Source organism: Lentzea sp. NPDC102401, from assembly GCF_044765805.1.
Classification (GTDB): Bacteria; Actinomycetota; Actinomycetes; order Mycobacteriales; family Pseudonocardiaceae; genus Lentzea; species Lentzea sokolovensis.
In genome coordinates this window covers 661,171-683,707 of record NZ_JBIWKS010000004.1, presented here as the reverse complement: position 1 = coordinate 683,707, position 22,537 = coordinate 661,171, and the positions used below count along the sequence as shown (strand labels likewise).

Sequence of the window (22,537 nt, the reverse complement as noted above, 5' to 3'; positions counted from 1 at the left end):
CACCATGGCGATCGAACGTGTTGCGGTGCTCGGCTCCGGTTCGTGGGGCACGGCGTTCGCGAAGGTCATCGCGGACTCCGGTCCCGAGGTCGTGCTGTGGGCGCGGCGTCAGGACGTCGCCTCGGAGGTCACCGAGACCCGCGTGAACTCCGGCTACCTGCCCGGCATCTCGTTGCCGGCCAACCTCACGGCCACCTCCGATCCGGCGAAGGCGCTGGACGGGGCGGACGCGGTGGTGCTGGCCGTGCCGTCGCAGACGCTGCGGGTGAACCTGTCGGCGTGGAAGGAACTGCTGCCGCCGGACGCGACGCTGGTGTCGCTGTCCAAGGGCGTCGAGCTCGGCACGCTCAAGCGGATGAGCGAGGTGATCCGCGAGGTCGCCGGCGTCGACGAGTCGCAGGTCGCCGTGGTGTCCGGGCCGAACCTGGCCAAGGAGATCGCCGTCGAGCAGCCGACCGCGACCGTCATCGCGTGCACGGACCACGACCGCGCGGTCGACCTGCAGCACGCGTGCTCGAACTCGTACTTCCGCCCGTACACCAACACCGACGTGGTCGGCTGCGAGCTGGGCGGGGCGTGCAAGAACGTCATCGCGCTGGCGTGCGGCATGGCGGCGGGCATGGGCTACGGCGACAACACGATGGCGTCGATCATCACCCGCGGCCTGGCCGAGACGGCACGGCTGGGCGCGGCGCTGGGTGCCGACCCGCTGACGTTCGCGGGCCTGGCCGGACTGGGCGACCTGGTGGCGACGTGCGCGTCGCCGTTGTCGCGCAACCGGTCCTTCGGCGAACGGCTCGGGCGTGGCGACACTCTCGCGCAGGCGCAGGAAGCCGCGCACGGACAGGTCGCCGAGGGCGTGAAGTCCTGCTCGTCGATCCGCGAACTCGCGGCGGCGAACGGCGTCGACATGCCGATCACCGAAGGCATCCACCAGGTCTGCCACGACGGACTGAGCGTGCGGGACCTCGGTGCCGCGCTGCTGGGCCGCGACCGGAAGCACGAACGCCAGTGACCCCCGAACTCGGTGACGGCACACGGGTCGTCCACGCGGTTTCAGGCGAGCCGGGAGATCCTTTCGGTGCACAGCCGGTGTTCGCGTCGGCGTACCACCTGGGCGGCGAGGACTACTACGGCCGCGCCGGCAACCCGACGTGGCGGGCCCTCGAATCCGCCCTGGGGTCGCTGGAAGGCGGTGAGTGCGTCGTCTTCCCGTCCGGGATGGCGGCCATCTCGACGTTGCTGCGGACGGTGCTGTCCGCTGGGGACACCCTGGTCGTCCCGTCGGACGGCTACTTCCTGACCAGGAAGTTCGTGTCCGAAATGGACGTGAACGTGGTCGAGGTGCCGACGGCCGGGCCGTACCCGTCCTTCGAGGGGGTTGCGCTGGTCCTCCTGGAGACGCCGTCGAACCCCGGTCTGGACGTCTGCGACATCGCGGAGTTGGCCTCACAGGTGCACGCCGCGGGCGCGTTGCTGGCCGTGGACAACACGACGGCGACGCCGTTGGGGCAGCGGCCGCTGGAGCTGGGCGCGGACATCGTGGTGGCCTCGGACACCAAGGCGGTCGCGGGGCACAGCGACGTCCTTTTCGGACACGTGACGCTGGCCTCTCCCGAGCTGGCGGCGAAGGTGCGGGACGCGCGGACGTTGAACGGCGCGATTCCCGGGCCGTTCGAGACGTGGCTCGCGTTGCGCGGCCTGGGAACCCTGGACCTGCGGCTCGCGCGGCAGGCGGAGAACGCGGCCGCGATCCACGCGTTGCTGAAGGGCCGGGTGGCCAACCTGCGCTGGCCGGGCGCGTCGGGCGATCCCTCGTACCTCGTGGCGGCGCAGCAGATGCGGCGGTTCAACGGCGTGCTGACGTTCGAACTGCCGGACGTGGCCGCCGTGGAGAGGTTCCTGTCGCGTTCGAAGCTCGTGTCGGCGGCGACGTCGTTCGGTGGCCTGCACTCGACCGCGGACCGGCGGGCCCAGTTCGGCGACCCGGTGCCCGAAGGCCTGGTGCGCTTCTCGGCCGGCTGTGAGGACACTCGAGACCTGGTCGCGGACGTGTCCCACGCTTTGGGACTGGATTGACGGAGGGTCCCGATTTCGGGACCCTCTGCTCCATGTCCTTCAACGCATGTTGCTGTTGTACCTGGCGATAGTCCCGCGTCCTCTTTTCGCGCACTCGCCTGGTTAGGACTTTTCCCCGATGTTCGCCGTTCCCGAGAACAGCGTCGTTCTGCCTGAAAACACCCAGCTGCTGCACCCCGTGCGGGTCGCTTTGGCGTGGGCGGCCGACCGCGACCGCTGGAAGCACCTGCTCCGGTACGACCCGGAAGAGCGCTTCTCGGCGTTGGTCGACAAGACCGGTGACCAGGAGATCTGGCTGATGAGCTGGCTCCCCGGTCAGGTCGCGTCGCTGCACGACCACGACCACACGTCGGGCGCTTTCACCGTGGTCAACGGCCTGCTGACCGAGGTCGTGACCACGAAGATCCAGGTCGTGCACACGCTTCACGCCGGTCAGTCGCGCGTGTGGGGCCCCGGCTACGTGCACCAGGTGCGCAACGACGGTGTGGATCCGGCCGTGTCGATCCACGTGTACCGCCACGGCACACGCGCCATGACCCAGTACCGCTACGACCCGATCAACGGGCCCGTTCGCTGACGTGCGGCGGGATGGCCCTGTCCGTCTCGTGCGGCACCGGTGCGCCCCACGACTGGATGAGCGGCATGTGCCCGGCCCACACGAGGTTCGCTTCGAGGTCGGACGGCTCCTCGCCAGGCCCGCCGTCGCGCACCTTGACGCTCGCCTCGGTGAGGTCGATCTCCAGCGCGGCGGTCTGCGCGAGTTCCTTCTTGGACGGCCGGCGCGCGTAGTCCCAGCTGCCCGGCGTGACGTGTTCGACGATCGTGCGCAGGGCGTGCTCGGTGTCCTCGGCGATCTTCGCGGTGCCGTGGACGATCGCCGACCGGTAGTTCATCGAGTGGTGGAACACCGACCGCGAGTAGACGACGCCGTCCACCAGCGTGACCGCGACGCAGACCTGCTTGCCTTCGAGCATGCTCCTGATGGACCGTGAGCCCGTCGACCCGTGCAGGAAGATGGTGTTGCCGTCCCGCCCGTAGGCGGTGGGGATGAGGAACGGCGCCCCGTCGACCTCCACGGAGAGATGGCACACCATGCCCGCGTCGAGGATGTCGTAGAGCACCTGGCGGTCTTCGACGGCTCGCTTCTTGCCGCGGATCACGGTGCTGCGCGGGGTGGGGGAGAGCTGCACGTCAGAGGTCATGTCTCTACTGTGCGCGCGGAAGTGGCATCATTGAAGCGCCATTTCTGATTGATCTGAGAAGGCCACTTTGGCTGAGACCGCACTGCCCGTCGCGCTGGACCGCGAGTCCGCCGAACCGCTCGCCGTCCAACTCGCCGACGCACTCCGCTCGGCGGCGTCGGAAGGACGGCTTCGCGCGGGCGACCGATTGCCGTCCACGCGCGCGTTGGCCGACAGTCTCGGAGTCTCCCGCACGGTCACTGCCGCCGCCTACGAACAGTTGCACGCGGAAGGCTGGATCGCCGGTCGGCACGGCTCCGGCACGTACGTCACCACGACGCCGCCCGGCCCGTTGCGCAAACGTTCGCGCAAGCCGGTCGCGCCCGCCATCACCGACTTCGTGGACCTCGGCACCGGCGCGCCCTGGGCCGGTGGCCTCGACCGCGCGGCCTGGCGCAGGGCGTGGCGCGCGGCGGCGGACGCACCCCCGTTGTCCCGTCCCGAACGCGCGGGCCTGCCGGAATACCGCGAGGCCATTGCCGAGCACCTGCTGCGCCACCGGGGCCTGGCCGTCAACGCCGACCCGGTGCTGGCGACCGGCGGCACCACCGCCGTGCTCACCGAGATCGCGGTCGCGGTGCTCCAGCGCGGAGACGCCGTGGCCGTCGAGGAGCCCGGCTACCAGCGGGCGGTGGGCGTCTTCCGCGCCAACGGCCTGAAGGTCGTCCAGGCGGCGGTCGACGCTGAAGGACTGCTGCCGGACGCCGTGCCGGCGGGCGTGAGGGCCGTCTACTGCTCGCCTGCCCACCAGTACCCGCTGGGTGGCCGCATGTCGGCGGGGCGCAGGGTCGCGCTGGTCGAACGGGCCCGGCGCGACGGCTGGCTCGTCATCGAGGACGACTACGACGGCGAACTCCGCTACGACGTCGCCCCGCTGCCGTCACTGGCCGCGCTGGCTCCTGACGTCGTGGTCCACCTCGGCACCACGAGCAAGATCCTCACGCCCACCCTGGGCGCGGGCTGGATGGTCGCGCCCGAACACATCGCGACGACCGTGCTGGAACATCGCGACCTGACCGGCACCAGCCCGTCCGCCGCGGGCCAGCGGGTCGTCGTCGAACTGGCCCGCATGGGCGACCTCGGCCGGCACCTGCGCAAGCTGCGCCGTGAGCTGTCGGAACGCCGTGCGCTCATCATCGACACGTTCGCGGAGGCCGGTATCGAGGTGCTCGGCGACGACGCGGGCGCGCACGTCGTGGTGCTGCTGCCTGGTGCCGAACGGGAACGTGAACTCACGCGGCAGGCGCTCGAACGCGGCCTGCGGGTGGACGGCCTGGCCCGGCACTACGTGAACAGGGCCAAGCTGCACGGGCTCGTCATCGGGTACAGCGCGTGCTCGCGGGAACAGCTGGTGAACGCCCTGCCGGTGCTGACTGAGCTGCTCACGGCGAACGACTGACCACGACCACCGTGCTTCCCCAGCGCACGTGCGCCGAGTCGCCGGGCCGCAGTGGAACGCCGGCCAGCGCGACCACGTGATCGAGGCCAACTGGCAGGTGGGCACAATCGCCCAAACGGGTAGGGTCGCCCGCATGACGCAGCGCAAGACGAGGGTGGCCGTGGTCTTCGGCGGCCGCAGTTCCGAGCACGAGGTCTCCTGCCAGTCCGCCAAGAGCGTCCTGCCCTACCTGGACGCGGACCGGTTCGAGGTGGTGCCGGTCGGCATCACGCCGCAGGGGCAGTGGGCACTCGGCACGGACCCGACCGCGCTGGAGGCAGGCGCCGGCAACCTCCCCACGCTGCGCAACCAGACCGTCGCCGCGATCGAACCCGGCCAGGCGCTCAAGGACGTCGACGTCGTCTTCCCGCTGCTGCACGGCGCGTGGGGTGAGGACGGCACGATCCAGGGGCTGCTCGAACTCGGCGGCGTCCCGTACGTCGGGCCCGGTGTGTTCGCCAGCGCCGCCGCGATGGACAAGGTCTTCGCCAAGAAGATCCTCCAGGCCGAGGGCCTCGACGTCGGCAGGTTCGTCGCGCTGGACCGCGCCGCGACCACGCTCACCCTCGACGAGCGCGAGCACCTCGGGCTGCCCGTGTTCGTGAAGCCCTCGCGCGCCGGATCGTCCGTCGGCATCTCGAAGGTGTCCGACTGGAACGACCTCGACGCCGCGATCTTCGAGGCACGGCAGCACGACCCCAAGGTCATCATCGAGGCCGCCGTGCCGAACGTCCGCGAGATCGAGCTCGCGGTGCTGGAGTTCCCGGACGGCCGCGTCGAGGCCTCGCTGCCCGCCGAGCTGCGTCCGGTCGGCGAGAGCGTCGAGTGGTACGACTTCAACGCCAAGTACGTCGACGACTCCTACGAGGCCGACATCCCGGCGAAGCTCGACGACGACGTCACCGCGCGGCTGCGCGAGCTCGCCGTCACCGCGTTCAAGGCGCTCGACTGCCAGGGTCTGTCCAGGGTGGACTTCTTCCTGACCGAGCAGAACGAGCTGATCATCAACGAGCTCAACACGATGCCCGGTTTCACGCCGATCTCCATGTACCCCAAGGCGTGGGATGCGACCGGCATCGACTTCTCGACGCTGCTGACCACGTTGATCGAGACGGCGATCGCCCGCGGCTCGGGACTGCGTTAAGGCGCGGTCTTGACCGGCTGCTTGGGCAGGAGGTCGCGCACCGTCGTGGAGATGTCCTGCAACGGTCCGGTGCCCGCTTCGTCGGGCACCGTCAGCGCCACGTACGCGCCGCGGTCCACGATCACCCACGTGGAGCTGCCGGAACCGGGTAGCTGCAGCCACTGCACGTCGGAGATCACCCGCAGCTGCGAGGTCGCCGACAGTTCGTTCGGTCGCGGCAGGCCACAGCGCAGGACCACCGGATCGTGTTTGGCGTCACCCCACGCCACCGTCGCGAGAGGTGCGGGGGAGGCGAGGTCCCGGCGCGGCAGCATGTCCTTCCCGGACGGCAGCCCCACCGGCAGCTTCTCGGTCAGGGTCACGCACGTCGGTGAGCCCGCGTCGGGGGCGTCGATCGAGACCAGCGCGAGAGGGCCCGTGCGACCGGGTACGTCCTCCGTCTGGTTTCCGGTGCCCAGCACCAGACCGAGTCCGGCGACACCGATGGCGAGCACGACAGCGAGCCCGACCGCCGCGAGCAGCGGCCGGGACAGCGCCGACGTGGATTCCTGCTGAGTCACCCGGTTATGACAACACGGGCTAGAGATGTACCACCGGGCAGGTCAACGTACGAGTGATGCCCTCGACGTTCTGGATGCGCGCGACCACGAGCTGGCCGAGCTGGTCGACGGTCTCCGCCTCGGCGCGCACGATGACGTCGTACGGCCCGGTGACGTCTTCCGCGGTGGCTACTCCGGCGATCCCGGAAATCTCGGAGGCGACTGCGGCGGCCTTGCCGACCTCGGTCTGGATGAGGATGTATGCATGCACCACGGCGTGCCCCTTCGTCGCGACAGGTTGGGTCGAGGTAGGAACGTGTCACGCAACGTACCCCAGTTGGGGTTCCGAATGCTCAGATTGGGAGGCAACTTTGCGTCCGGAGCCGCCGCGCGACGCGGAGACGGTCGCCGATGTGGGTGAGTTCACTCTCATCCACCGGGTGACGGCCGGTCGGGCGCAGCCGGAGACGACCATCCTCGGTCCGGGTGACGACGCGGCCGTCGTCGCCGTCCCGGACGGACGGGTCGTCGCCTCGATGGACGTGCTCGTCGAGGGTGTCCACTTCAGACTCGACTGGTCCAGTCCCGAGCAGGTGGGCCGAAAAGCGGCCGCGGTGAACCTCGCCGACGTCGTCGCCATGGGCGCGCTGCCGTCCGCCCTGCTCGTCGGCATCGCCTGCCCCGCCGACACCCCCGCGTCCGTCGTCGAGGGGATCATGTCGGGACTCTGGCAGGAGGCGGCGACGGCCGGCGCGGGCATCGTCGGGGGCGACATGGTCAGTTCCGGAACGCTCGTGATCTCCATCACCGCCATGGGAGACATGAACGGACTCGAGCCGATCACGAGGTCGGGAGCTCTCGTCGGGGACGTCGTGGCGGTCGCCGGAAGGCTCGGCTGGGCCGCCGCGGGACTGGCCGTGCTCGGCCGCGGATTCCGTTCGCCGGTCGGCATCGTGAACGCCCAGCGCACCCCGGAACCGCCGTACGAGGAAGGCCCCAGGGCCGCGGAGGCGGGTGCCACCTCGATGATCGACGTCTCGGATGGACTGCTGCAGGACCTGGGGCACATCGCGGACTCCTCCGGCGTCGCGATCGACATCCGCACCGAACTGCTGCCGTTGCACCCGCGCCTGCTCGACGTCGCGTCGGCGCTCGGCGGGGACGCGCGGCACTGGGCGCTCACCGGAGGCGAGGACCACGCCCTCGCGGCGACGTTCCCCGGCCCCAAGTCGGTTCCGCCGAACTGGACGACCATCGGCACGGTCCGCGCGGGAGAAGGTGTGACGGTCGACGGCAGGAACTACGAAAAACCTCCTGGCTGGGAGCACTGGCGGGCGTAGGATTCAATCCGTGGAACTATGCACGCGCGCGTATGACCATCCAGACTCGGTCAAGATGATCGCCGACCTCCAGCAGGTCTACGTCGAGCGCTACGGCGACGTCGACGTCACGCCGGTCGATCCGGCGCAGTTCGCCGCGCCCCTGGGCTACTTCGTCATCGGGTACCTGGACGGCGTTCCCGTCGCCTGCGGCGGCTGGCGCGTGAACGACGAACTCGACGGCGCCGCCGAGATCAAGCGGATGTACGTCGTCGACTCCGCACGCGGCAAGGGCCTCTCACGGCTCGTGCTCGCGCACCTGGAAGCCACGGCGCGCGAGGCGGGGCTGCTGCGGATGGTGCTGGAGACCGGATTGCGTCAACCCGAGGCGATCGCCCTGTACACGTCCAGCGGTTACGAGCGGATCGACAACTTCGGCGTGTACCGGGACCACCCGGAGAGTCGCTGCTTCGGGAAGTCGTTGTAGGTTCGGGCGCATGGCCATCTATGCGCTGGGGGACTACACGCCGCAGATCCACCCGGAGGCGTACGTGCACCCGGACGCGACGGTGATCGGCGACGTCCGCATCGGCGCGTACTCGTCGGTGTGGCCGCAAGCCGTGCTGCGCGGCGACTACGGGCGCATCGTCGTGGACGAGCGCACGTCGATCCAGGACAGCACGGTCATCCACTGCACCGAGGTCCACCCCGTGCACATCGGCTCGTCGTGCGTCATCGGCCACAACGTCCACATCGAGGGCGCGACGGTCGCGGACGACTGCCTGATCGCCTCGGGTTCAGTGGTGCTCAACGGTTCCATCGTGGAAAAGGGCGCGATCGTCGGCGCCGGCGCGGTGGTCTCGTTCGACGGCCACGTCCGCGAACGCACGATGGTGCTGGGAGTTCCTGCTCGCGAACGTGCCGGACACGTTGTGCCAGAACAGGCCTGGGCATTCATCGTCGAGAAATACGTTCAGAACATCGCTTTGTACCGCGAGAAGCTCCGTCGGCTCGATTGAGTGAGATAGGGTTCACAGCCGTGGCTCGTCCCCTCAACGAAGTTGTCGAAGCCGGTTGGGCTGAAGCTCTCGCCCCCGTCGCTGACCAGATCGCCGCCATGGGTGAGTTCCTGCGCGCGGAGGTGTCCGCCGGTCGCACCTACCTTCCCGCGGGCGAGAACGTGCTGCGTGCTTTCCAGCAGCCGTTCCACCAGGTGAAGGTGCTGATCGTCGGCCAGGACCCGTACCCGACGCCCGGCCACGCGGTCGGCCTGTCGTTCTCGGTGGCCCCCGATGTGCGGCCCATTCCGAAGTCATTGGTGAACATCTACAAGGAATACGCCGAAGACCTCGGGCACCCGTTGCCGTCCAACGGCGACCTGACCCCGTGGTCCGAGCGCGGTGTTCTGCTGCTCAACAGGGCGCTGACCGTGCAGCCCGGCAAGGCGAACTCCCATCAGGGCAAGGGCTGGGAGAAGGTGACCGAGCAGGCGATCAAGGCTCTCGCGGCTCGCGACGCACCTCTGGTTTCCATCCTGTGGGGCCGCAACGCGCGCAACCTGCGCCCGTTGCTGGAACCGTTGCCCGCCATTGAATCCGCGCACCCGTCGCCTTTGTCGGCGCACGCCGGGTTCTTCGGCTCCAAGCCGTTCAGCCGCGCCAACGAACTGCTGGAGAAGCAGGGCGCCGACCCGATCGACTGGAAGCTCCCGTAGTTGTCCGGGCCAGACGTGATCTGACGCTGACGGCCGCGGGTGCGGCCGTCAGCGAGTTCGGCAACGCGTTGTCGTTGCTCGTGCTCGTCTTCTGGGCGACGCCGATCAGCCCGCTGCTGGTCGCCGCCATCCTCATCGCCGAGCTGCTGCCGTTCGTGCTCGGCGCCCCGCTCGCCGGTGTGCTCGTCGACCGCTTTCCCAACCGCCGCCTGCTGATCATCGCGCTGGTGTTCCAGGGCATCGCCATCTCGGCCATCGTGCCGCTGATGGGGCAGCCCGTGTTCGTGGTGGCGCTGGTGTTGCTCTCCGGTTGCGGCCGCGCGATCGCCCAGCCCTGCATTTCCGCACTGGTGCCGCACATCGCCGGCGAGGAGCAGGCGACTCGTGGTTACGCGTGGCTCAGCACGGGGCGCAGTCTCGGCAGCATGGCGGGCGTCACAGGCGGCGCGTTGCTCGCCGGGATCTTCGGCCACCCCGCCGCGTTGCTCATCGACGGCGGCACGTTCCTCGCCTACGCGGCGCTGCTCGCGTTCGTGCGATCGGAACGCAGGCCCTCGGCAGCGCACGAGGCGCGTCCCAGTGCGCTCGCGGGCATCCGGCACGTGCGGCGGGACGCCGTGCTGTTCACGGCGGTCATCGGACTGTCGTTCTGCGTGGGAGCGGTGGTGGTGGTCAACGTCGCCGACCCTGCGTTCGTGCGGTACGTGCTGCACGGTGACGAGTTCGTGCTGGGCGCGATGCAGGCCTGCTGGATGACCGGGATCCTGGTCGGAAACAGGATCGCCGCGCGGCTCGAGACCGTGTCCTGGGTGGCGTACGCGATCGCGGTCGCCGCCGTCACCACGGGCGTCGGGGTGCTGATCCCGGCCACGTTCCCGTTCCTCGTGACAGCGGGGATCGGCTGGCTCGTCGGTGGTGTGTCGAACGGCGTGCACAACGTGGCCTTGAACGCCGTCGTGCGGTTGCGCACGCCTGATGAGATGCGGGGGCGGGCGTTCGCCGCGGTCGGGTCGATGGTGATCGGCGCGAACCTGGCCGGGACGGCTGCCGCGGGTGGGTTGTTGCTGTTCATCGGGCCTCGGGCGGTGTTCGCGCTCGGGGGCACCGGGGCGTTGCTCAGCGGCGTCGCCTGCCTGGTGTTCGTGCGCCGGGCCCTGAAACGCGAAGAGAGCCCGGCCGAAGCCGAGCTCTCCTCGAACTAAAAACGAACTGTGGCGGTGATCAGCCGCGCACGACCTTGCCGGCCTTCAGGCAGGACGTGCACACGTTGATCCGCTGGCGCTGCGAGGCCGAAACCTTGGCGCGCACAGACTGGATGTTCGGGTTCCAGCGGCGGTTCGTCTTCCGCTGGGAGTGCGAAACCGAATGGCCGAAGCCCGGCCCCTTGCCACAGACGTCGCACACGGCAGCCACGTCAGCCACTCCTTCAGGTTCCTCAAGCGGTAAGTCTCGCGTCCCGGTGGGCGCGCAAGCGTGCACAAGCCTCAACCGGGCACGGCAACTCAACGAGGGTAACCGGTGGCATCACCTGCGACCAAACCGGGTGGATACTCTCGCCGCCATGCAGGTCATGGATGCGGTCGCGGTGCGCAGATGGGCAGACGCCTGCGTGCGGTCGTTGGACGCCAATCGGGAGTCGATCGACCAGATCAACGTCTTTCCCGTGCCGGATGGTGACACAGGGACGAACCTGCTGCACACGATGCAGTCGGCGCTCGACGCGCTGCTGCGCTCGCCCATGTCGACGGTGGGGGACGCGCTCTCGGCGCTGGCCCGCGGCGCGCTGGCCGGGGCGCGCGGGAACTCGGGCGTGATCCTGTCTCAGGTGCTCAGAGGCCTGGCGGAGACCGTGCAGGAGGTGTCGCTGGTCACCGGCACGGCGTTGCGCAAGGGCCTGCACCGGGCCGATGAACTGGCCACGGCCGCTGTGTCCAAGCCCGTTGCCGGCACGGTTCTGTCCGTGCTGCACGCCGCGTCCGAGGCGGCTCGTGACTGCGAGTCGGACGAACTGGACGACGTGGTGATGGCGGCGTCGCGCGCGGGTGCCGTCGCACTGGCCGATACGCCCCGTCAGTTGGCCGTGCTGGCCAAGGCCGGCGTGGTCGACGCGGGTGGACGAGGGCTCGTTGTGTTGTTGGACACACTGGCCGCGGTGATCACCGGCCAGAGCGTGGAAACGCCGATGGACGCTCCCTTGCTGCCGCGCACGCCGGAGTCGCTGACGACCGAGCGCGAGAGCGGGTCGTCGGAGTTCGAGTACGAGGTCATGTACCTGCTCGACGACACCTCGGACGAGGCGGTGGCCGAGGTGCGCGCCACGCTGAACGGGCTGGGCGACTGCGTGTCGGTCGTGGGAGACGGGGCCTCGCTGTGGACCGTTCACGTGCACTGCAACGACATCGGCGCGGCCGTCGAAGCGGGTGTGCGCGCTGGGCGTCCGCACCGCATCACGGTGGCGCGGTTCGCTGACCAGATCACCGCGCAGGCTTCTCGGTTCGTGCGCGATCGGGCGATCGTGGTGGTGGTGAGCGGCGCCGTGGAACTGTTCCGTGCGGAAGGTGCCGCGGTGTTCGACCTCGCTTCTACTACTGCGACGCCCACGGACCTGTTGTCGGCCATCGTGTCGACGCGCGCGCGTCACGTCGCGGTGCTGCCGGGCGATCCGGACATCCGTGAGGCTCTGGAAGAGGCCGTGGCGTACGCACAGGCCGCAGGGCAGGACGTAGTGGTGGTGCCGACGTTCTCGCCCGTGCAGGCCCTCGCGGCGTTGGCGGTGCACGATTCCTCTCGGCGCGCCGGTGACGACGTTGTCGCCATGGCCGAGGCCGCCGCCGCCACCCGCCGTGGCGAGCTCGCGATCGCCGCGGACGAGGCCCTCACGTGGGTGGGCCGCTGTCAGCCGGGCGATCTGCTGGGCATGCTGGACGGCGAGGTCGTGCTGATCGAGCCTGGTCCAGCGGCGCCGGAGTCGTTGATGGACCTGTCCTGCCGCCTGGTCGACCGCATGCTGGCGGGCGGTGGCGAACTGGTGACGGTGATCCTGGGCGCCGACGCGCCCGACGGCCTGACCGACGTGCTGGAGGACCACCTGAGGGTCACCCATCCGGAGGTCGAGCTGACCGCGTATCCGGGCGGACAGCCGGACGCCGTGATTTTCGTCGGTGTCGAGTAGTTCAATAGGACGCGATGATCTCCTTCGACGACAAGCTGCAGCCGTTGCTCGGCAAGAAGACCGCCGACGCACTGGAGACCGGCCTCGGCCTCACGACGGTCGGTGACCTGCTGCGCCACTACCCGCGCCGCTACGACGAGCGCGGGAAGCTGACCGACATCAGGTCGCTGGAAATCGACGAGCACGTCACGGTGCAGGCCGAGGTCCGCAAGTGCCAGAAGCGCCAGATGAAGGCGCGTCGCGGCCAGATGACCGAGGCCGTCATCACCGACGGCACCTCGGAGCTGCACCTGGTGTTCTTCGGCAAGCCCGCGTTCGTCGCAGAGCAGGAACTCCTGCCGGGCACGCGCGCGTTGTTCGCCGGCAAGGTCGGCCGCTACCGGCAGAACCTGCAGCTGGTGCACCCGGCGTTCGAGGTCCTCACCGCGGAGCAGGACGGATCGTCGTTCCTGCAGGCCTTCCTGCCCGTCTATCCGGCGTCGCAGCACATCAACACGTGGAACATCGCGAACTGCGTGAAGCAACTCCTGGAGATCTGGGACGGCGTGCCGGAGGACCCGCTGCCCGCCGACTTCCGCGAGGAGCAGGGCCTGATCGGCCTGGAGGACGCGCTGCGGTCGATCCACCGGCCGGACAGCTGGGCGCAGATCTCCGTGGCGCAGCTGCGGTTGAAGTGGGACGAGGCGCTGGCCGTGCAGCTGGCCCTGGCGCAGCGCCGCAAGGCTTCCACGGCCCGTCCGGCGCCCGCCTGTGCGCGCAGGTCCGGCGGCATCCTGGACGCGTTCGACGCGCGGCTGCCGTTCACGCTGACCGCAGGCCAGGTGGAGGTGGGTTCGCAGGTCTCCGCTGATCTCGAGTCGACCGTGCCCATGAACCGCCTCCTGCAAGGAGAGGTGGGTTCCGGAAAGGCCCAACCGCTCGACTCGCTGGTCCTCACACCGACCGGCTTCATCAAGATGGGCGAGGTTCGCGTTGGGGACGAGGCGATCGCGCCCACTGGCGAGATCACCACCGTGACCGGCGTCTTTCCCCAAGGTGACCGAGATGTCTACCGCGTAGTGCTCTCCGACGGGCGCAGCGTGGAGTCTGATCTCGAGCACTTGTGGGCCGTGAACACGACCGTGCGCCGGGATCGAGGGAATCCGCTCAAAGTGTTGACGTTGCGTGAGATCCGCGACGACCTGACGACGGCGAACGGGGCGTCGAAGTGGCACCTGCCCGTGGTGGAAGCACCTGAGCTGGACTGTCTGACCGAACGGCCGCTGGATCCGTACGCGCTGGGGCTGCTGATCGGTGACGGCTCGCTGCTCAACGGCAGAGTAATGTTCACCAGCGCTGATCCGGAGCTGCTCGTAGAACTGACGGCGGCTCTCCCCAAGGGCGCACACCTCGCCAAGCCTGTTCGGGCGAACAAGTACGACTGGTTTGTGAACGGATGCCGCAAGGGTACGAACCCTGTCCTCAACGCGCTGAGGACGCTTGGCGTTTACGGCCACCGCGCCAAGGAGAAGTTCCTGCCGGAGAACTACTTGATCGCTCCCGTGAAGGTCCGGCATGCGCTGTTGCAGGGCCTGCTCGACGCCGACGGCACGCTGGATCGTGACCGTGGTTCGAACGTGACCTTCTTGTCGGCGTCGCCACGACTCGCTGACCAGGTGTCCTGGCTGGCGGAGTCGCTGGGTGGCACAGGCAGAGTCCGCCCTGTCGAGAAGATGGGAAACACGTACCACCTGGTCAGCCTTCACCTGCCGAACGAGTTCCCGCCGTTCCGGCTCACGCGGAAGGCTGAGCTCGTCAAGGAGCGCACCAAGTACGAGAAGCCTGTACGGGCGATTCGTGCGGTCGAGTTCGTCGGTCGCAAACCGGTGCAGTGCATCTCTGTGGCACACGCCGACCAGCTCTACGTAACTGATCACTTCGTGGTCACTCACAACACGATGGTCGCGTTGCGGGCGATGCTCCAGGCCGTGGACGCGGGCCGTCAGTCCGCGATGCTCGCCCCCACGGAAGTCCTTGCGGCACAACACGCCCGCTCGTTGACCGAGATGCTCGGCGACCTCGCCCAGGCGGGCCAGCTCGGCGGCGCGGAGGACGCGACGCGCGTGACGCTGCTGACGGGTTCGATGAACACGGCCCAGCGCCGTCAGGCGTTGCTCGACATCGTGACCGGCGAGGCGGGCATCGTCGTCGGCACGCACGCGATCATCCAGGAGAAGGTGGAGTTCCACTCCCTGGGCCTCGTCGTGGTCGACGAACAACACCGCTTCGGCGTGGAACAACGAGCAGCGCTCTCGGCGCGCGGCGAACGCGAGAACCCGCACGTGCTCGTGATGACGGCGACCCCGATCCCGCGCACGGTCGCCATGACGGTCTACGGCGACCTGGAAGTCTCGGCCCTGCGCGAACTGCCCGGCGGCCGTTCGCCGATCAAGACCTCGGTCGTCCCCGTCCGCGAAAAGCCGGCGTGGCTCGACCGCGCCTTCGCCCGAGTGCGCGAGGAGGTGGCGAAGGGCCACCAGGCGTACTTCGTCTGCCCGCGCATCGGCGACGAGGAACCGGCGAAGTCCGAAGACGAGGACAAGCGCCCAGCCCTGTCCGTGATCGACGTGGCCACCATGCTCGCGCAGGGTCCGTTGCGCGGCCTGCGAATCGAGATCCTGCACGGCCGCATGCCCCCGGACGAGAAGGACGCGGTGATGCGCGCCTTCGCGGCCAACGAGGTCCACGTCCTGGTGGCCACCACCGTCATCGAGGTGGGCGTCAACGTCCCGAACGCCACCGTCATGGCCATCATGGACGCGGATCGCTTCGGCGTCTCCCAGCTGCACCAGCTCCGCGGCCGCGTAGGCCGAGGCAGCGCCCCGGGCCTGTGCCTGCTGGTGACCGAAATGCCGGAGATGACGGCCACGATGGAACGCCTGCGAGCCGTCGAGTCCACACTGGACGGCTTCGAACTGGCCCAGCTCGACCTCGAACTGCGCCGCGAGGGCGACATCCTGGGCGCCGCCCAGTCAGGTCGCCGCTCGGGCCTGAAGATGCTGTCCCTGCTGCGCGACGAGGACATCATCGCGGACGCCCGCACGGCAGCGCAGCAGGTCGTGGACGCCGACCCGGACCTGGCAGAGCATCCAGGGCTGGCGGGGATGGTGGCGACGCTGCTGACGGAGGAGCGCGCCGACTTCCTGGAGAAGACCTAGCCGCCGCCACCGCACCGCCCGGCTGGCGCCGCGGCCGAGGCACGGAGTCTGTGCGGCGGAGTTCGGGCTGCGTGTGGGGGTGAGGCGCGAGGTTCGTGCGGTGGAGGTCGAGCCGCGTGTGCGCGGCCGAGGCGCGGGGGCATGCTGCAGGGTGTGCGCCGCGGGGTTCTTCCCGCGTGTGGGAGGAGTGCGGAGCGAGTGCGTGCCCCGCTTACCTGGCCGCCACCCTGCTCGGTCTGCGATCCCGCACGGCTCGCTACTCCGCACGGCTCGCTACTCCGCACGGCTCGCTACTCCGCACGGCTCGCTACTCCGCACGGGTCGCTACCTCGCGCGGCTCGCCGCCCGCAGGCTCGCCACCTACGTGCCTCGCCACCCCCCACCTGGCCTGGCCGCGACCGTCCCTCATCTGGCCTGGCGCGTCCGTCTCCGCCATCCACCCCCGTTCACATCACCTGAAGGTGTGCGCGTGCCAGGTGCCGGAATTGTCCGGTGACCTCGGTACGTTCCCACCCGTGCGTCGCATGATCATCACCGCGCTGGCCGCCGCCCTCACCGTCCTCTCCAGCCCGAGCCCGGCCCTGGCGAGCCCCGTCGTGCTGACCGGCGAGGAGTCCCGCTACCCGCACGCGATCCGCCTCGAACACGGGCCGCAGCGCGGCTCGATCCTGGTGGCGCTGCACGGGGACCACGTCGTGGACGTGCTCAAAGCGAGCCGCAACGGCAAGAGGTTCAAGAAGATCGCCGCGTTCACCGACGACGCCGGCTCGACCGCTACCTGCTGCGGGCACCTCTACGAGCTGCCCCAACGGGTGGGCGACATGCCCGCGGGCACGGTGTTGTGGGCTGGCTCGGCCGGGTTCAAGGCGGAGACCCTCAAGGCGCGGATCTGGCGCAGCGACGACGCGGGAGCGTCGTGGCGGTACCTGTCCGAGTGCGCGCGAGCGAAGCCAGGGGGCGGGCTGTGGGAGCCGGACCTGTCGGTCGACGCCGAGGGCAGGCTGAACTGCTACTTCTCCGACGAGTCCGACAAAGGACACAGCCAGTACATCGGGCGGACCGTCTCCAACGACGGTGTCATCTGGTCGGCCAAGCAGAAGGTCGTCGCGGTCGAGCCCGGCTGGCTGCGGCCCGGAATGCAGCAGGTCAAGCGGTTGCCGACGGGCGAGTACTACATGATGTACGAGATCTGCTCGCAGCCGAACCAGTACTTCTGCGAGGCGTACCACCGCACGTCACCGGACGGCGTGAACTGGGGCGATCCGAAGTGGCACGGCAAGCGGCCGACGACGAAGGACGGCAAGTACTTCGCGCACACGCCGTCGATCGTGCTCGCGCCCAACGGCACCGCCACCGGACGTGTGCTGCTCATGGGGCAGATGCTGATGTCCGCGAACGGCAAGGTCGATCCCGGCAACGGCAGGACGATCTTCGTCTCCGAGAACGGCGGCCGGGACGGCTGGTACGAGATCCCCGCGCCCGTTCCGGTGCCGGGGGCGCGCGACAACTACTGCCCGAACTACCACCCGACCGGCGTGCCGTCGCTCGACGGCAGGGAGTTCATCGGGTTCGCGAGCGACTTCGCGGCGAACGGCAGCTGCCACACGAGCTGGGCCACGAGCAGCCTGCCGCCGTTCCCCGGATGAACCCTCTAGTCCTGCTGCCGCGGCTTCGGCAGCTGCTCGGTCTTCTGCTCACGAGCCGGGGCAGGGGCCGCGTCGGCCTCGTCCGCCGAGCCGTCCTCCAGGGGCTTGAGCACCGACATCGCCGCCTCCACCGCTGCCTGCGCGGCGTGGAACTGCGTGGCGAGGTTGTCGTGCGCCGAACGCAACGACGACTCCTTCTCGGACGCGGCGGCCGCGCGCTGGTCGGCCTCGGCGACGGCCGCGGCTGACCTCTCCTCGGCCTCGCGCACCAGTGCCGACGTCCTGGCCTCGGCGTCGCGGACGAGCGCGACGGCCTTCTCGTCGGCCTCGCGCACGGTGGTCGCGGCCTTCTGCTCGGCCTCCGCGACGGTGGTCGTCGCCTTGTCCTCGGAGACGCGCAAGGTGGTCGCCGCCTTCTCCTCCGCCGCGCTGACCAGGGCGATCGCCTGTGCGGACGCCTCGGAGGAGATCTTCTCGGCCTTCGCCAGCGACTCGGCCTCGAGTTCGGCGAGGGCCTTCTCCGCCTCCGCCTGCCTGGCCTTGAGCTCGTCGTCGAGCCTCTGCAGCGTCTCGACGCGCTTGACCTCGGCCTCGGCGGAGATCCGCTCGGCCTCGGACCGCGCGTCCGCCAGCACCTTCTGGTGCTCGGCGGTCAGCGTCGCCTTGAGTCCGTCGTACTCCTTGTCCAGTTCGTCGTGGTACGCCTTGTACTTCGCGTCGAGCTCGGCGCGGTGGGCGTCCAGGTCCGCGGACTTCTTCTCGAACTCGGCGGTGACGCGCTCACCGTTCGCGCGCACCTCCGCGACCAGCGCCTCGTGCTCGGCGGCGAGCTTCGCCTGCAACGCCGAGTGCTCGGCCTCCAGCTCGGACCTGCGGCCGGCGGTCTGCTGGTCCAGCTCGGCGTGGCGCTGCTGGTAGTTCATCTCGAGCTGCTTGCGGCGCGCCTCGGTCTCGGCGAGCAGGCGCTGGTGGGCGTCGCGCTGTTCCGCGGCCCACCTCTCGGCCTCGCCGCGCGTCGCGGCGGCCTTGTCGAGGGCGTCCTTGCGGATGTCCGCGATCTCTTCCTCGGCCAGGCTCATCATCACGCGCACACGCTCGGTGACGTTCGACGCGCTCACGGGACTGCTGGCGAGGTTCTGGAGCTGGATCTTGGTCTTGTCGAGATCGGCGCGCATCGAGTTGAGGAGCTTGGTGAGCTCCCCCACCTGCGCGGCGGCCGCGTCACGGGAGCGGTTCGAGTTCTTGAGGTCGAACTCCAAGCGGGTGACTCGTTCGTTCACCTGTCGCTGGTTGTAACCACGAAGGACAACGTCGAAATGCGGTGTGCGGGCAGTAGGCTGCCCGGCTCCATCAGCCCCGGCCATATGGCTCACCCTACCGAGATAGTCGCGAAGATCGTCACTCGATCTGGTTAAACCCACTACCGGCCGCAGTCTGACCGGGTGGTGGGTATCCACTTTGCTCTCATCACGCGAGAATTGGTGTGAGCAAGACCGATCAGGATGACACCCATCACGTGGGACAGTCCTCCCAACAGGCAAGAGTCGCACGGTAACGTGCCACGACTGATGACTGCCGAGTAACACCGGGAGGGCACGGATGTTCCGCAAGGTTCTTGTCGCCAACCGCGGCGAGATCGCGATTCGCGCGTTCCGCGCCGCCTACGAACTGGGCGCGGGAACGGTCGCCGTCTTCCCACACGAGGACCGGAACTCGCTGCACCGGTTGAAGGCGGACGAGTCCTACGAGATCGGTGAGCCCGGGCATCCCGTCCGCGCCTACCTCTCCGTCGAGGAGATCATCAAGGCCGCCCGCAAGGCCGGCGCCGACGCGATCTACCCCGGTTACGGCTTCCTGTCGGAGAACCCGGAACTCGCGATGGCGTGCCGTGAGGCAGGTCTCACCTTCATCGGCCCCGTGGCCGAGGTGCTGGAGCTGACGGGCAACAAGGCGCGCGCCATCGCCGCCGCCCGCGAGGCCGGGCTGCCGGTGCTGGAGTCGAGCCCGCCGTCCTCCGACATCGACGCGCTGCTCGAGGCGTCGAAGACGATGCGCTTCCCGGTCTTCGTGAAGGCCGTCGCCGGTGGTGGTGGCCGCGGCATGCGCAAGGTCGACGACCCGGCCGCGCTGCGCGAGTCCCTCGAAGCCGCGTCCCGCGAGGCGGAGTCCGCGTTCGGCGACCCGACTGTGTTCCTCGAACAGGCCGTGGTCGAACCGCGCCACATCGAGGTGCAGATCCTCGCCGACGGCCAGGGCAACGTGATCCACCTCTTCGAGCGCGACTGCTCCGTGCAGCGGCGCCACCAGAAGGTCATCGAGATCGCGCCCGCGCCGAACCTCGCGCCCGAGCTGCGCGACCGCATCTGCGCCGACGCGGTGAAGTTCGCGAGGCACATCGGCTACCGCAACGCCGGCACCGTCGAGTTCCTGCTCGACCCGCAGGGCCACTACGTCTTCATCGAGATGAACCCGCGCATCCAGGTCGAGCACACGGTCACCGAAGAGGTGACCGACGTCGACCTGGTGCAGTCGCAGATGCGCATCGCGTCCGGCGAGACGCTGGACGACCTGGGCCTGTCCCAGGAGACCGTGCAGCTGCGCGGCGCGGCGCTGCAGTGCCGCATCACGACGGAGGACCCCGCCAACGGGTTCCGCCCGGACACCGGCACGATCAGCGCCTACCGCTCGCCCGGTGGTTCCGGCATCCGCCTCGACGGCGGTACGGCGGGCGCCGGCATGGCCATCAGCCCGCACTTCGACTCGATGCTCGTGAAGCTCACCTGCCGCGGCCGCACCTTCGAACTCGCCGTCGCCCGTGCACGCCGTGCGATCGCGGAGTTCCGCATCCGCGGTGTGTCCACGAACATCCCGTTCATCCAGGCCGTGCTGGACGACCCGGACTTCTACGAGGGCCGCGTCACCACGTCATTCATCGAGAAGCGCCCGCACCTGCTGACGGCGCGCCACTCGGCCGACCGCGGCACGCGCCTGCTGACCTACCTCGCGGACGTCACGGTCAACCACCCGAACGGCCCCCGCCCGACCGCGGTCGACCCGCGCGAGAAGCTGCCGGTCATCGACCTGAACGCCGAGCCCGCCCCCGGCTCCAAGCAGAAGCTGGTCGAGCTCGGCCCCGAGGGCTTCGCGCGGTGGATGCGGGAGAGCAAGGCCGTCGGCGTCACGGACACGACGTTCCGCGACGCCCACCAGTCGCTGCTCGCCACCCGAGTGCGCACCAAGGACCTGCTCGCCGTCGCGCCGCACGTCGCGCGCATGACGCCGGAGCTGCTGTCCCTGGAGTGCTGGGGCGGCGCTACCTACGACGTGGCGCTGCGGTTCCTCGCGGAGGACCCGTGGGAGCGCCTCGCGTCGTTGCGCGAAGCGGTGCCGAACATCAACCTGCAGATGCTGCTGCGCGGCCGCAACACGGTCGGATACACGCCGTATCCCGAGGCGGTCACCAAGGCGTTCGTGCAGGAGGCGACGGACACCGGCATCGACATCTTCCGGATCTTCGACGCGCTGAACGACGTCGAGCAGATGCGCCCGGCGATCGAGGCCGTGCGCGAGACCGGGACGGCGATCGCCGAGGTCGCGCTCTGCTACACGAGCGACCTGTCCAATCCGGACGAACGTCTGTACACACTGGACTACTACCTCAAGCTCGCCGAGCAGATCGTCGGCGCGGGCGCCCACGTGCTGTGCGTCAAGGACATGGCCGGCCTGCTGCGGGCACCCGCCGCGTCGCGCCTGATCACCGCGCTGCGCAAGGAGTTCGACCTCCCGGTCCACCTCCACACGCACGACACGGCCGGTGGCCAGCTCGCGACCTACCTGGCCGCGATCCAGGCGGGTGTGGACGCGATCGACGGCGCGACCGCGTCGATGGCGGGCACGACCTCGCAGCCGCCGCTGTCGTCGATCGTGGCGCTGACCGACCACACCGAGCGCTCCACGGGGCTGAACCTCCAGAACGTCTGCGACCTGGAGCCGTACTGGGAGTCCGTGCGCAAGATCTACGCGCCGTTCGAGTCCGGCATCCCCGGCCCGACCGGCCGCGTCTACCACCACGAGATCCCCGGTGGTCAGCTCTCGAACCTGCGCACGCAGGCCGTCGCTCTCGGTCTCGGCGAGAAGTTCGAGGAGATCGAGTCGATGTACGCGGCCGCCGACCGCATGCTCGGCCACCTCGTGAAGGTGACGCCGTCGTCCAAGGTCGTCGGTGACCTCGCACTGCACCTCGTGGGCGCGGGCGTCGCACCGAAGGACTTCGAGGCGGACCCCGGCAAGTTCGACATCCCGGCCTCGGTGATCGGCTTCCTGCACGGTGAGCTGGGCGACCCGCCCGGCGGCTGGCCGGAGCCGTTCCGCAGCAAGGCACTCGTTGGCCGTCCCGCCCCGAAGCCGGTCGAGGAGCTGTCCGCAGAGGACGAGGCGGGCCTCGCCGACGACCGGCGGGCGACGTTGAACAGGCTGCTGTTCCCGGCGCCCACCAAGGAGTTCCGCACGCACCGCGACGCCTACGGCGACACGTCGGTGTTGCGCTCCAAGGACTTCTTCTACGGCCTGCGTCCCGGCGAGGAGTACTCCGTCGACCTGGAGCCGGGCGTCCGGCTGCTGATCGGCCTGGAGGCGATCTCCGAGGCCGACGCGCGGGGCATCCGCACGGTCATGGCGACCATGAACGGCCAGCTGCGCCCGATCCAGGTCCGCGACCGTTCGGTGGACGCCGACATCCCGGCCGCCGAGAAGGCCGACCGCTCGAACCCGAACCACGTGGCGGCCCCGTTCGCCGGCGTGGTGACGGCGGCGGTGGCCGAGGGCGACCGCGTCGACGCCGGCCAGACCGTCGCGACGATCGAGGCCATGAAGATGGAGGCCGCGATCACCGCCCCGAAGGCGGGTGTCGTCGGGCGCCTGGCGTTGCGCGGCGCCCAGCAGGTCGAGGGCGGCGACCTCCTGATCGTCCTGGAGTAACCCCGTCTCGTGAAGGGCCCGGTCTCGTCGAGGCCGGGCCCTTTCGCTGTGCGGGGCACGCGGAACTCCAC

At 69.4% G+C, this 22,537-nt stretch carries 18 protein-coding genes and 2 pseudogenes; 15 read left to right on the top strand and 5 right to left on the bottom strand.

What is annotated here, in order from left to right:
- The first annotated feature begins 4 nt into the window (after positions 1–4).
- The 3 genes from ACIRG5_RS18400 to ACIRG5_RS18390 all read left to right on the top strand — a co-directional run bounded on the left by ACIRG5_RS18400 (position 5) and on the right by ACIRG5_RS18390 (position 2,656).
- Positions 5–1,015, top strand: a complete 1,011-nt coding sequence (locus ACIRG5_RS18400) for an NAD(P)H-dependent glycerol-3-phosphate dehydrogenase (protein WP_319977635.1) — start codon at positions 5–7, stop codon at positions 1,013–1,015.
- Positions 1,012–2,079 (top strand): cystathionine gamma-lyase, encoded by a 1,068-nt coding sequence (locus tag ACIRG5_RS18395; protein WP_402905964.1) that lies wholly within the window; start codon positions 1,012–1,014, stop codon positions 2,077–2,079. The genes ACIRG5_RS18400 and ACIRG5_RS18395 overlap by 4 nt, the downstream gene beginning before the upstream one ends.
- Before the next feature lie 118 nt (positions 2,080–2,197).
- Positions 2,198–2,656, top strand: a complete 459-nt coding sequence (locus ACIRG5_RS18390; RefSeq protein ID WP_402905962.1) for a cysteine dioxygenase — start codon at positions 2,198–2,200, stop codon at positions 2,654–2,656.
- Here the strand turns inward: ACIRG5_RS18390 and ACIRG5_RS18385 are convergent.
- A complete protein-coding gene (locus ACIRG5_RS18385) occupies positions 2,637–3,281 on the bottom strand; it encodes a pyridoxamine 5'-phosphate oxidase family protein (RefSeq protein WP_402905960.1) in 645 nt (214 codons plus the stop codon). The two genes, ACIRG5_RS18390 and ACIRG5_RS18385, sit on opposite strands and share 20 nt — an antisense overlap.
- 67 nt (positions 3,282–3,348) lie before the next feature.
- Between ACIRG5_RS18385 and ACIRG5_RS18380 the strand changes: the two genes are divergently transcribed.
- Positions 3,349–4,719, top strand: a complete 1,371-nt coding sequence (locus ACIRG5_RS18380; RefSeq protein ID WP_402905958.1) for a PLP-dependent aminotransferase family protein — start codon at positions 3,349–3,351, stop codon at positions 4,717–4,719.
- Between the two features lie 133 nt (positions 4,720–4,852).
- Entirely contained in the window at positions 4,853–5,902 is a 1,050-nt protein-coding gene (locus ACIRG5_RS18375; protein ID WP_402905956.1) for a D-alanine--D-alanine ligase family protein, read from the top strand.
- Here ACIRG5_RS18375 and ACIRG5_RS18370 read toward each other — a convergent pair.
- Both ACIRG5_RS18370 and ACIRG5_RS18365 read right to left on the bottom strand, forming a co-directional pair.
- Positions 5,899–6,462 carry a DUF3515 domain-containing protein gene (locus ACIRG5_RS18370; protein ID WP_402905955.1) on the bottom strand — a complete coding sequence of 188 codons (564 nt, stop codon included), beginning with the start codon at positions 6,460–6,462 and terminating at the stop codon, positions 5,899–5,901. The two genes, ACIRG5_RS18375 and ACIRG5_RS18370, sit on opposite strands and share 4 nt — an antisense overlap.
- 19 nt (positions 6,463–6,481) lie before the next feature.
- On the bottom strand, positions 6,482–6,715 hold the full coding sequence (locus ACIRG5_RS18365; RefSeq protein WP_030467939.1) for an Lrp/AsnC ligand binding domain-containing protein: 234 nt from the start codon (positions 6,713–6,715) through the stop codon (positions 6,482–6,484).
- Positions 6,716–6,812: 97 nt separating this feature from the next.
- Here ACIRG5_RS18365 and ACIRG5_RS18360 point away from each other — a divergent pair, with 97 nt between their 5' ends.
- Genes ACIRG5_RS18360 through ACIRG5_RS18340 form a run of 5 tightly spaced genes read left to right on the top strand, consistent with a single transcriptional unit; the run spans position 6,813 to position 10,676 of the window.
- The gene (locus ACIRG5_RS18360; protein WP_319977627.1) at positions 6,813–7,781 is read left to right on the top strand and encodes a thiamine-phosphate kinase; all 969 of its coding nucleotides are present in this window, start codon (positions 6,813–6,815) and stop codon (positions 7,779–7,781) included.
- A gap of 55 nt (positions 7,782–7,836) precedes the next feature.
- The gene (locus ACIRG5_RS18355) at positions 7,837–8,247 is read left to right on the top strand and encodes a GNAT family N-acetyltransferase (protein WP_319977626.1); all 411 of its coding nucleotides are present in this window, start codon (positions 7,837–7,839) and stop codon (positions 8,245–8,247) included.
- A 10-nt stretch (positions 8,248–8,257) separates the two neighbouring features.
- Positions 8,258–8,779: a gamma carbonic anhydrase family protein gene (locus ACIRG5_RS18350; RefSeq protein WP_402905952.1), complete on the top strand. Its 522-nt coding sequence runs from the start codon at positions 8,258–8,260 to the stop codon at positions 8,777–8,779.
- A gap of 20 nt (positions 8,780–8,799) precedes the next feature.
- Positions 8,800–9,474: a uracil-DNA glycosylase gene (locus ACIRG5_RS18345; RefSeq protein ID WP_319977624.1), complete on the top strand. Its 675-nt coding sequence runs from the start codon at positions 8,800–8,802 to the stop codon at positions 9,472–9,474.
- Entirely contained in the window at positions 9,459–10,676 is a 1,218-nt protein-coding gene (locus ACIRG5_RS18340; protein ID WP_402906215.1) for an MFS transporter, read from the top strand. The genes ACIRG5_RS18345 and ACIRG5_RS18340 overlap by 16 nt, the downstream gene beginning before the upstream one ends.
- Before the next feature lie 19 nt (positions 10,677–10,695).
- On the opposite strand, the gene rpmB is transcribed toward ACIRG5_RS18340, so the two are convergent.
- A complete protein-coding gene (gene rpmB / locus ACIRG5_RS18335) occupies positions 10,696–10,887 on the bottom strand; it encodes a 50S ribosomal protein L28 (RefSeq protein ID WP_030467945.1) in 192 nt (63 codons plus the stop codon).
- Between the two features lie 148 nt (positions 10,888–11,035).
- Between rpmB and ACIRG5_RS18330 the strand changes: the two genes are divergently transcribed.
- From ACIRG5_RS18330 to ACIRG5_RS18315, 4 genes and pseudogenes are all read left to right on the top strand, one after another.
- Positions 11,036–12,646, top strand: coding sequence for a DAK2 domain-containing protein (locus tag ACIRG5_RS18330; RefSeq protein WP_402905950.1), 1,611 nt, complete (start codon positions 11,036–11,038; stop codon positions 12,644–12,646).
- A gap of 14 nt (positions 12,647–12,660) precedes the next feature.
- A pseudogene (locus ACIRG5_RS18325) lies at positions 12,661–13,158 on the top strand (OB-fold nucleic acid binding domain-containing protein); the annotation flags it as partial.
- 1,020 nt (positions 13,159–14,178) lie between these two features.
- A pseudogene (locus ACIRG5_RS18320) lies at positions 14,179–15,843 on the top strand (helicase-related protein); the annotation flags it as partial.
- A 515-nt stretch (positions 15,844–16,358) separates the two neighbouring features.
- Complete coding sequence (locus ACIRG5_RS18315; RefSeq protein WP_402905949.1) at positions 16,359–17,489, top strand: exo-alpha-sialidase; 1,131 nt, start codon at positions 16,359–16,361, stop codon at positions 17,487–17,489.
- Between the two features lie 5 nt (positions 17,490–17,494).
- Here ACIRG5_RS18315 and ACIRG5_RS18310 read toward each other — a convergent pair whose 3' ends face one another.
- A complete protein-coding gene (locus ACIRG5_RS18310; RefSeq protein WP_402905947.1) occupies positions 17,495–18,769 on the bottom strand; it encodes a hypothetical protein in 1,275 nt (424 codons plus the stop codon).
- 319 nt (positions 18,770–19,088) lie between these two features.
- On the opposite strand from ACIRG5_RS18310, the gene ACIRG5_RS18305 reads away from it, so the two are divergent.
- Positions 19,089–22,466, top strand: a complete 3,378-nt coding sequence (locus ACIRG5_RS18305) for a pyruvate carboxylase (RefSeq protein ID WP_402905945.1) — start codon at positions 19,089–19,091, stop codon at positions 22,464–22,466.
- Positions 22,467–22,537: the final 71 nt, after the last annotated feature.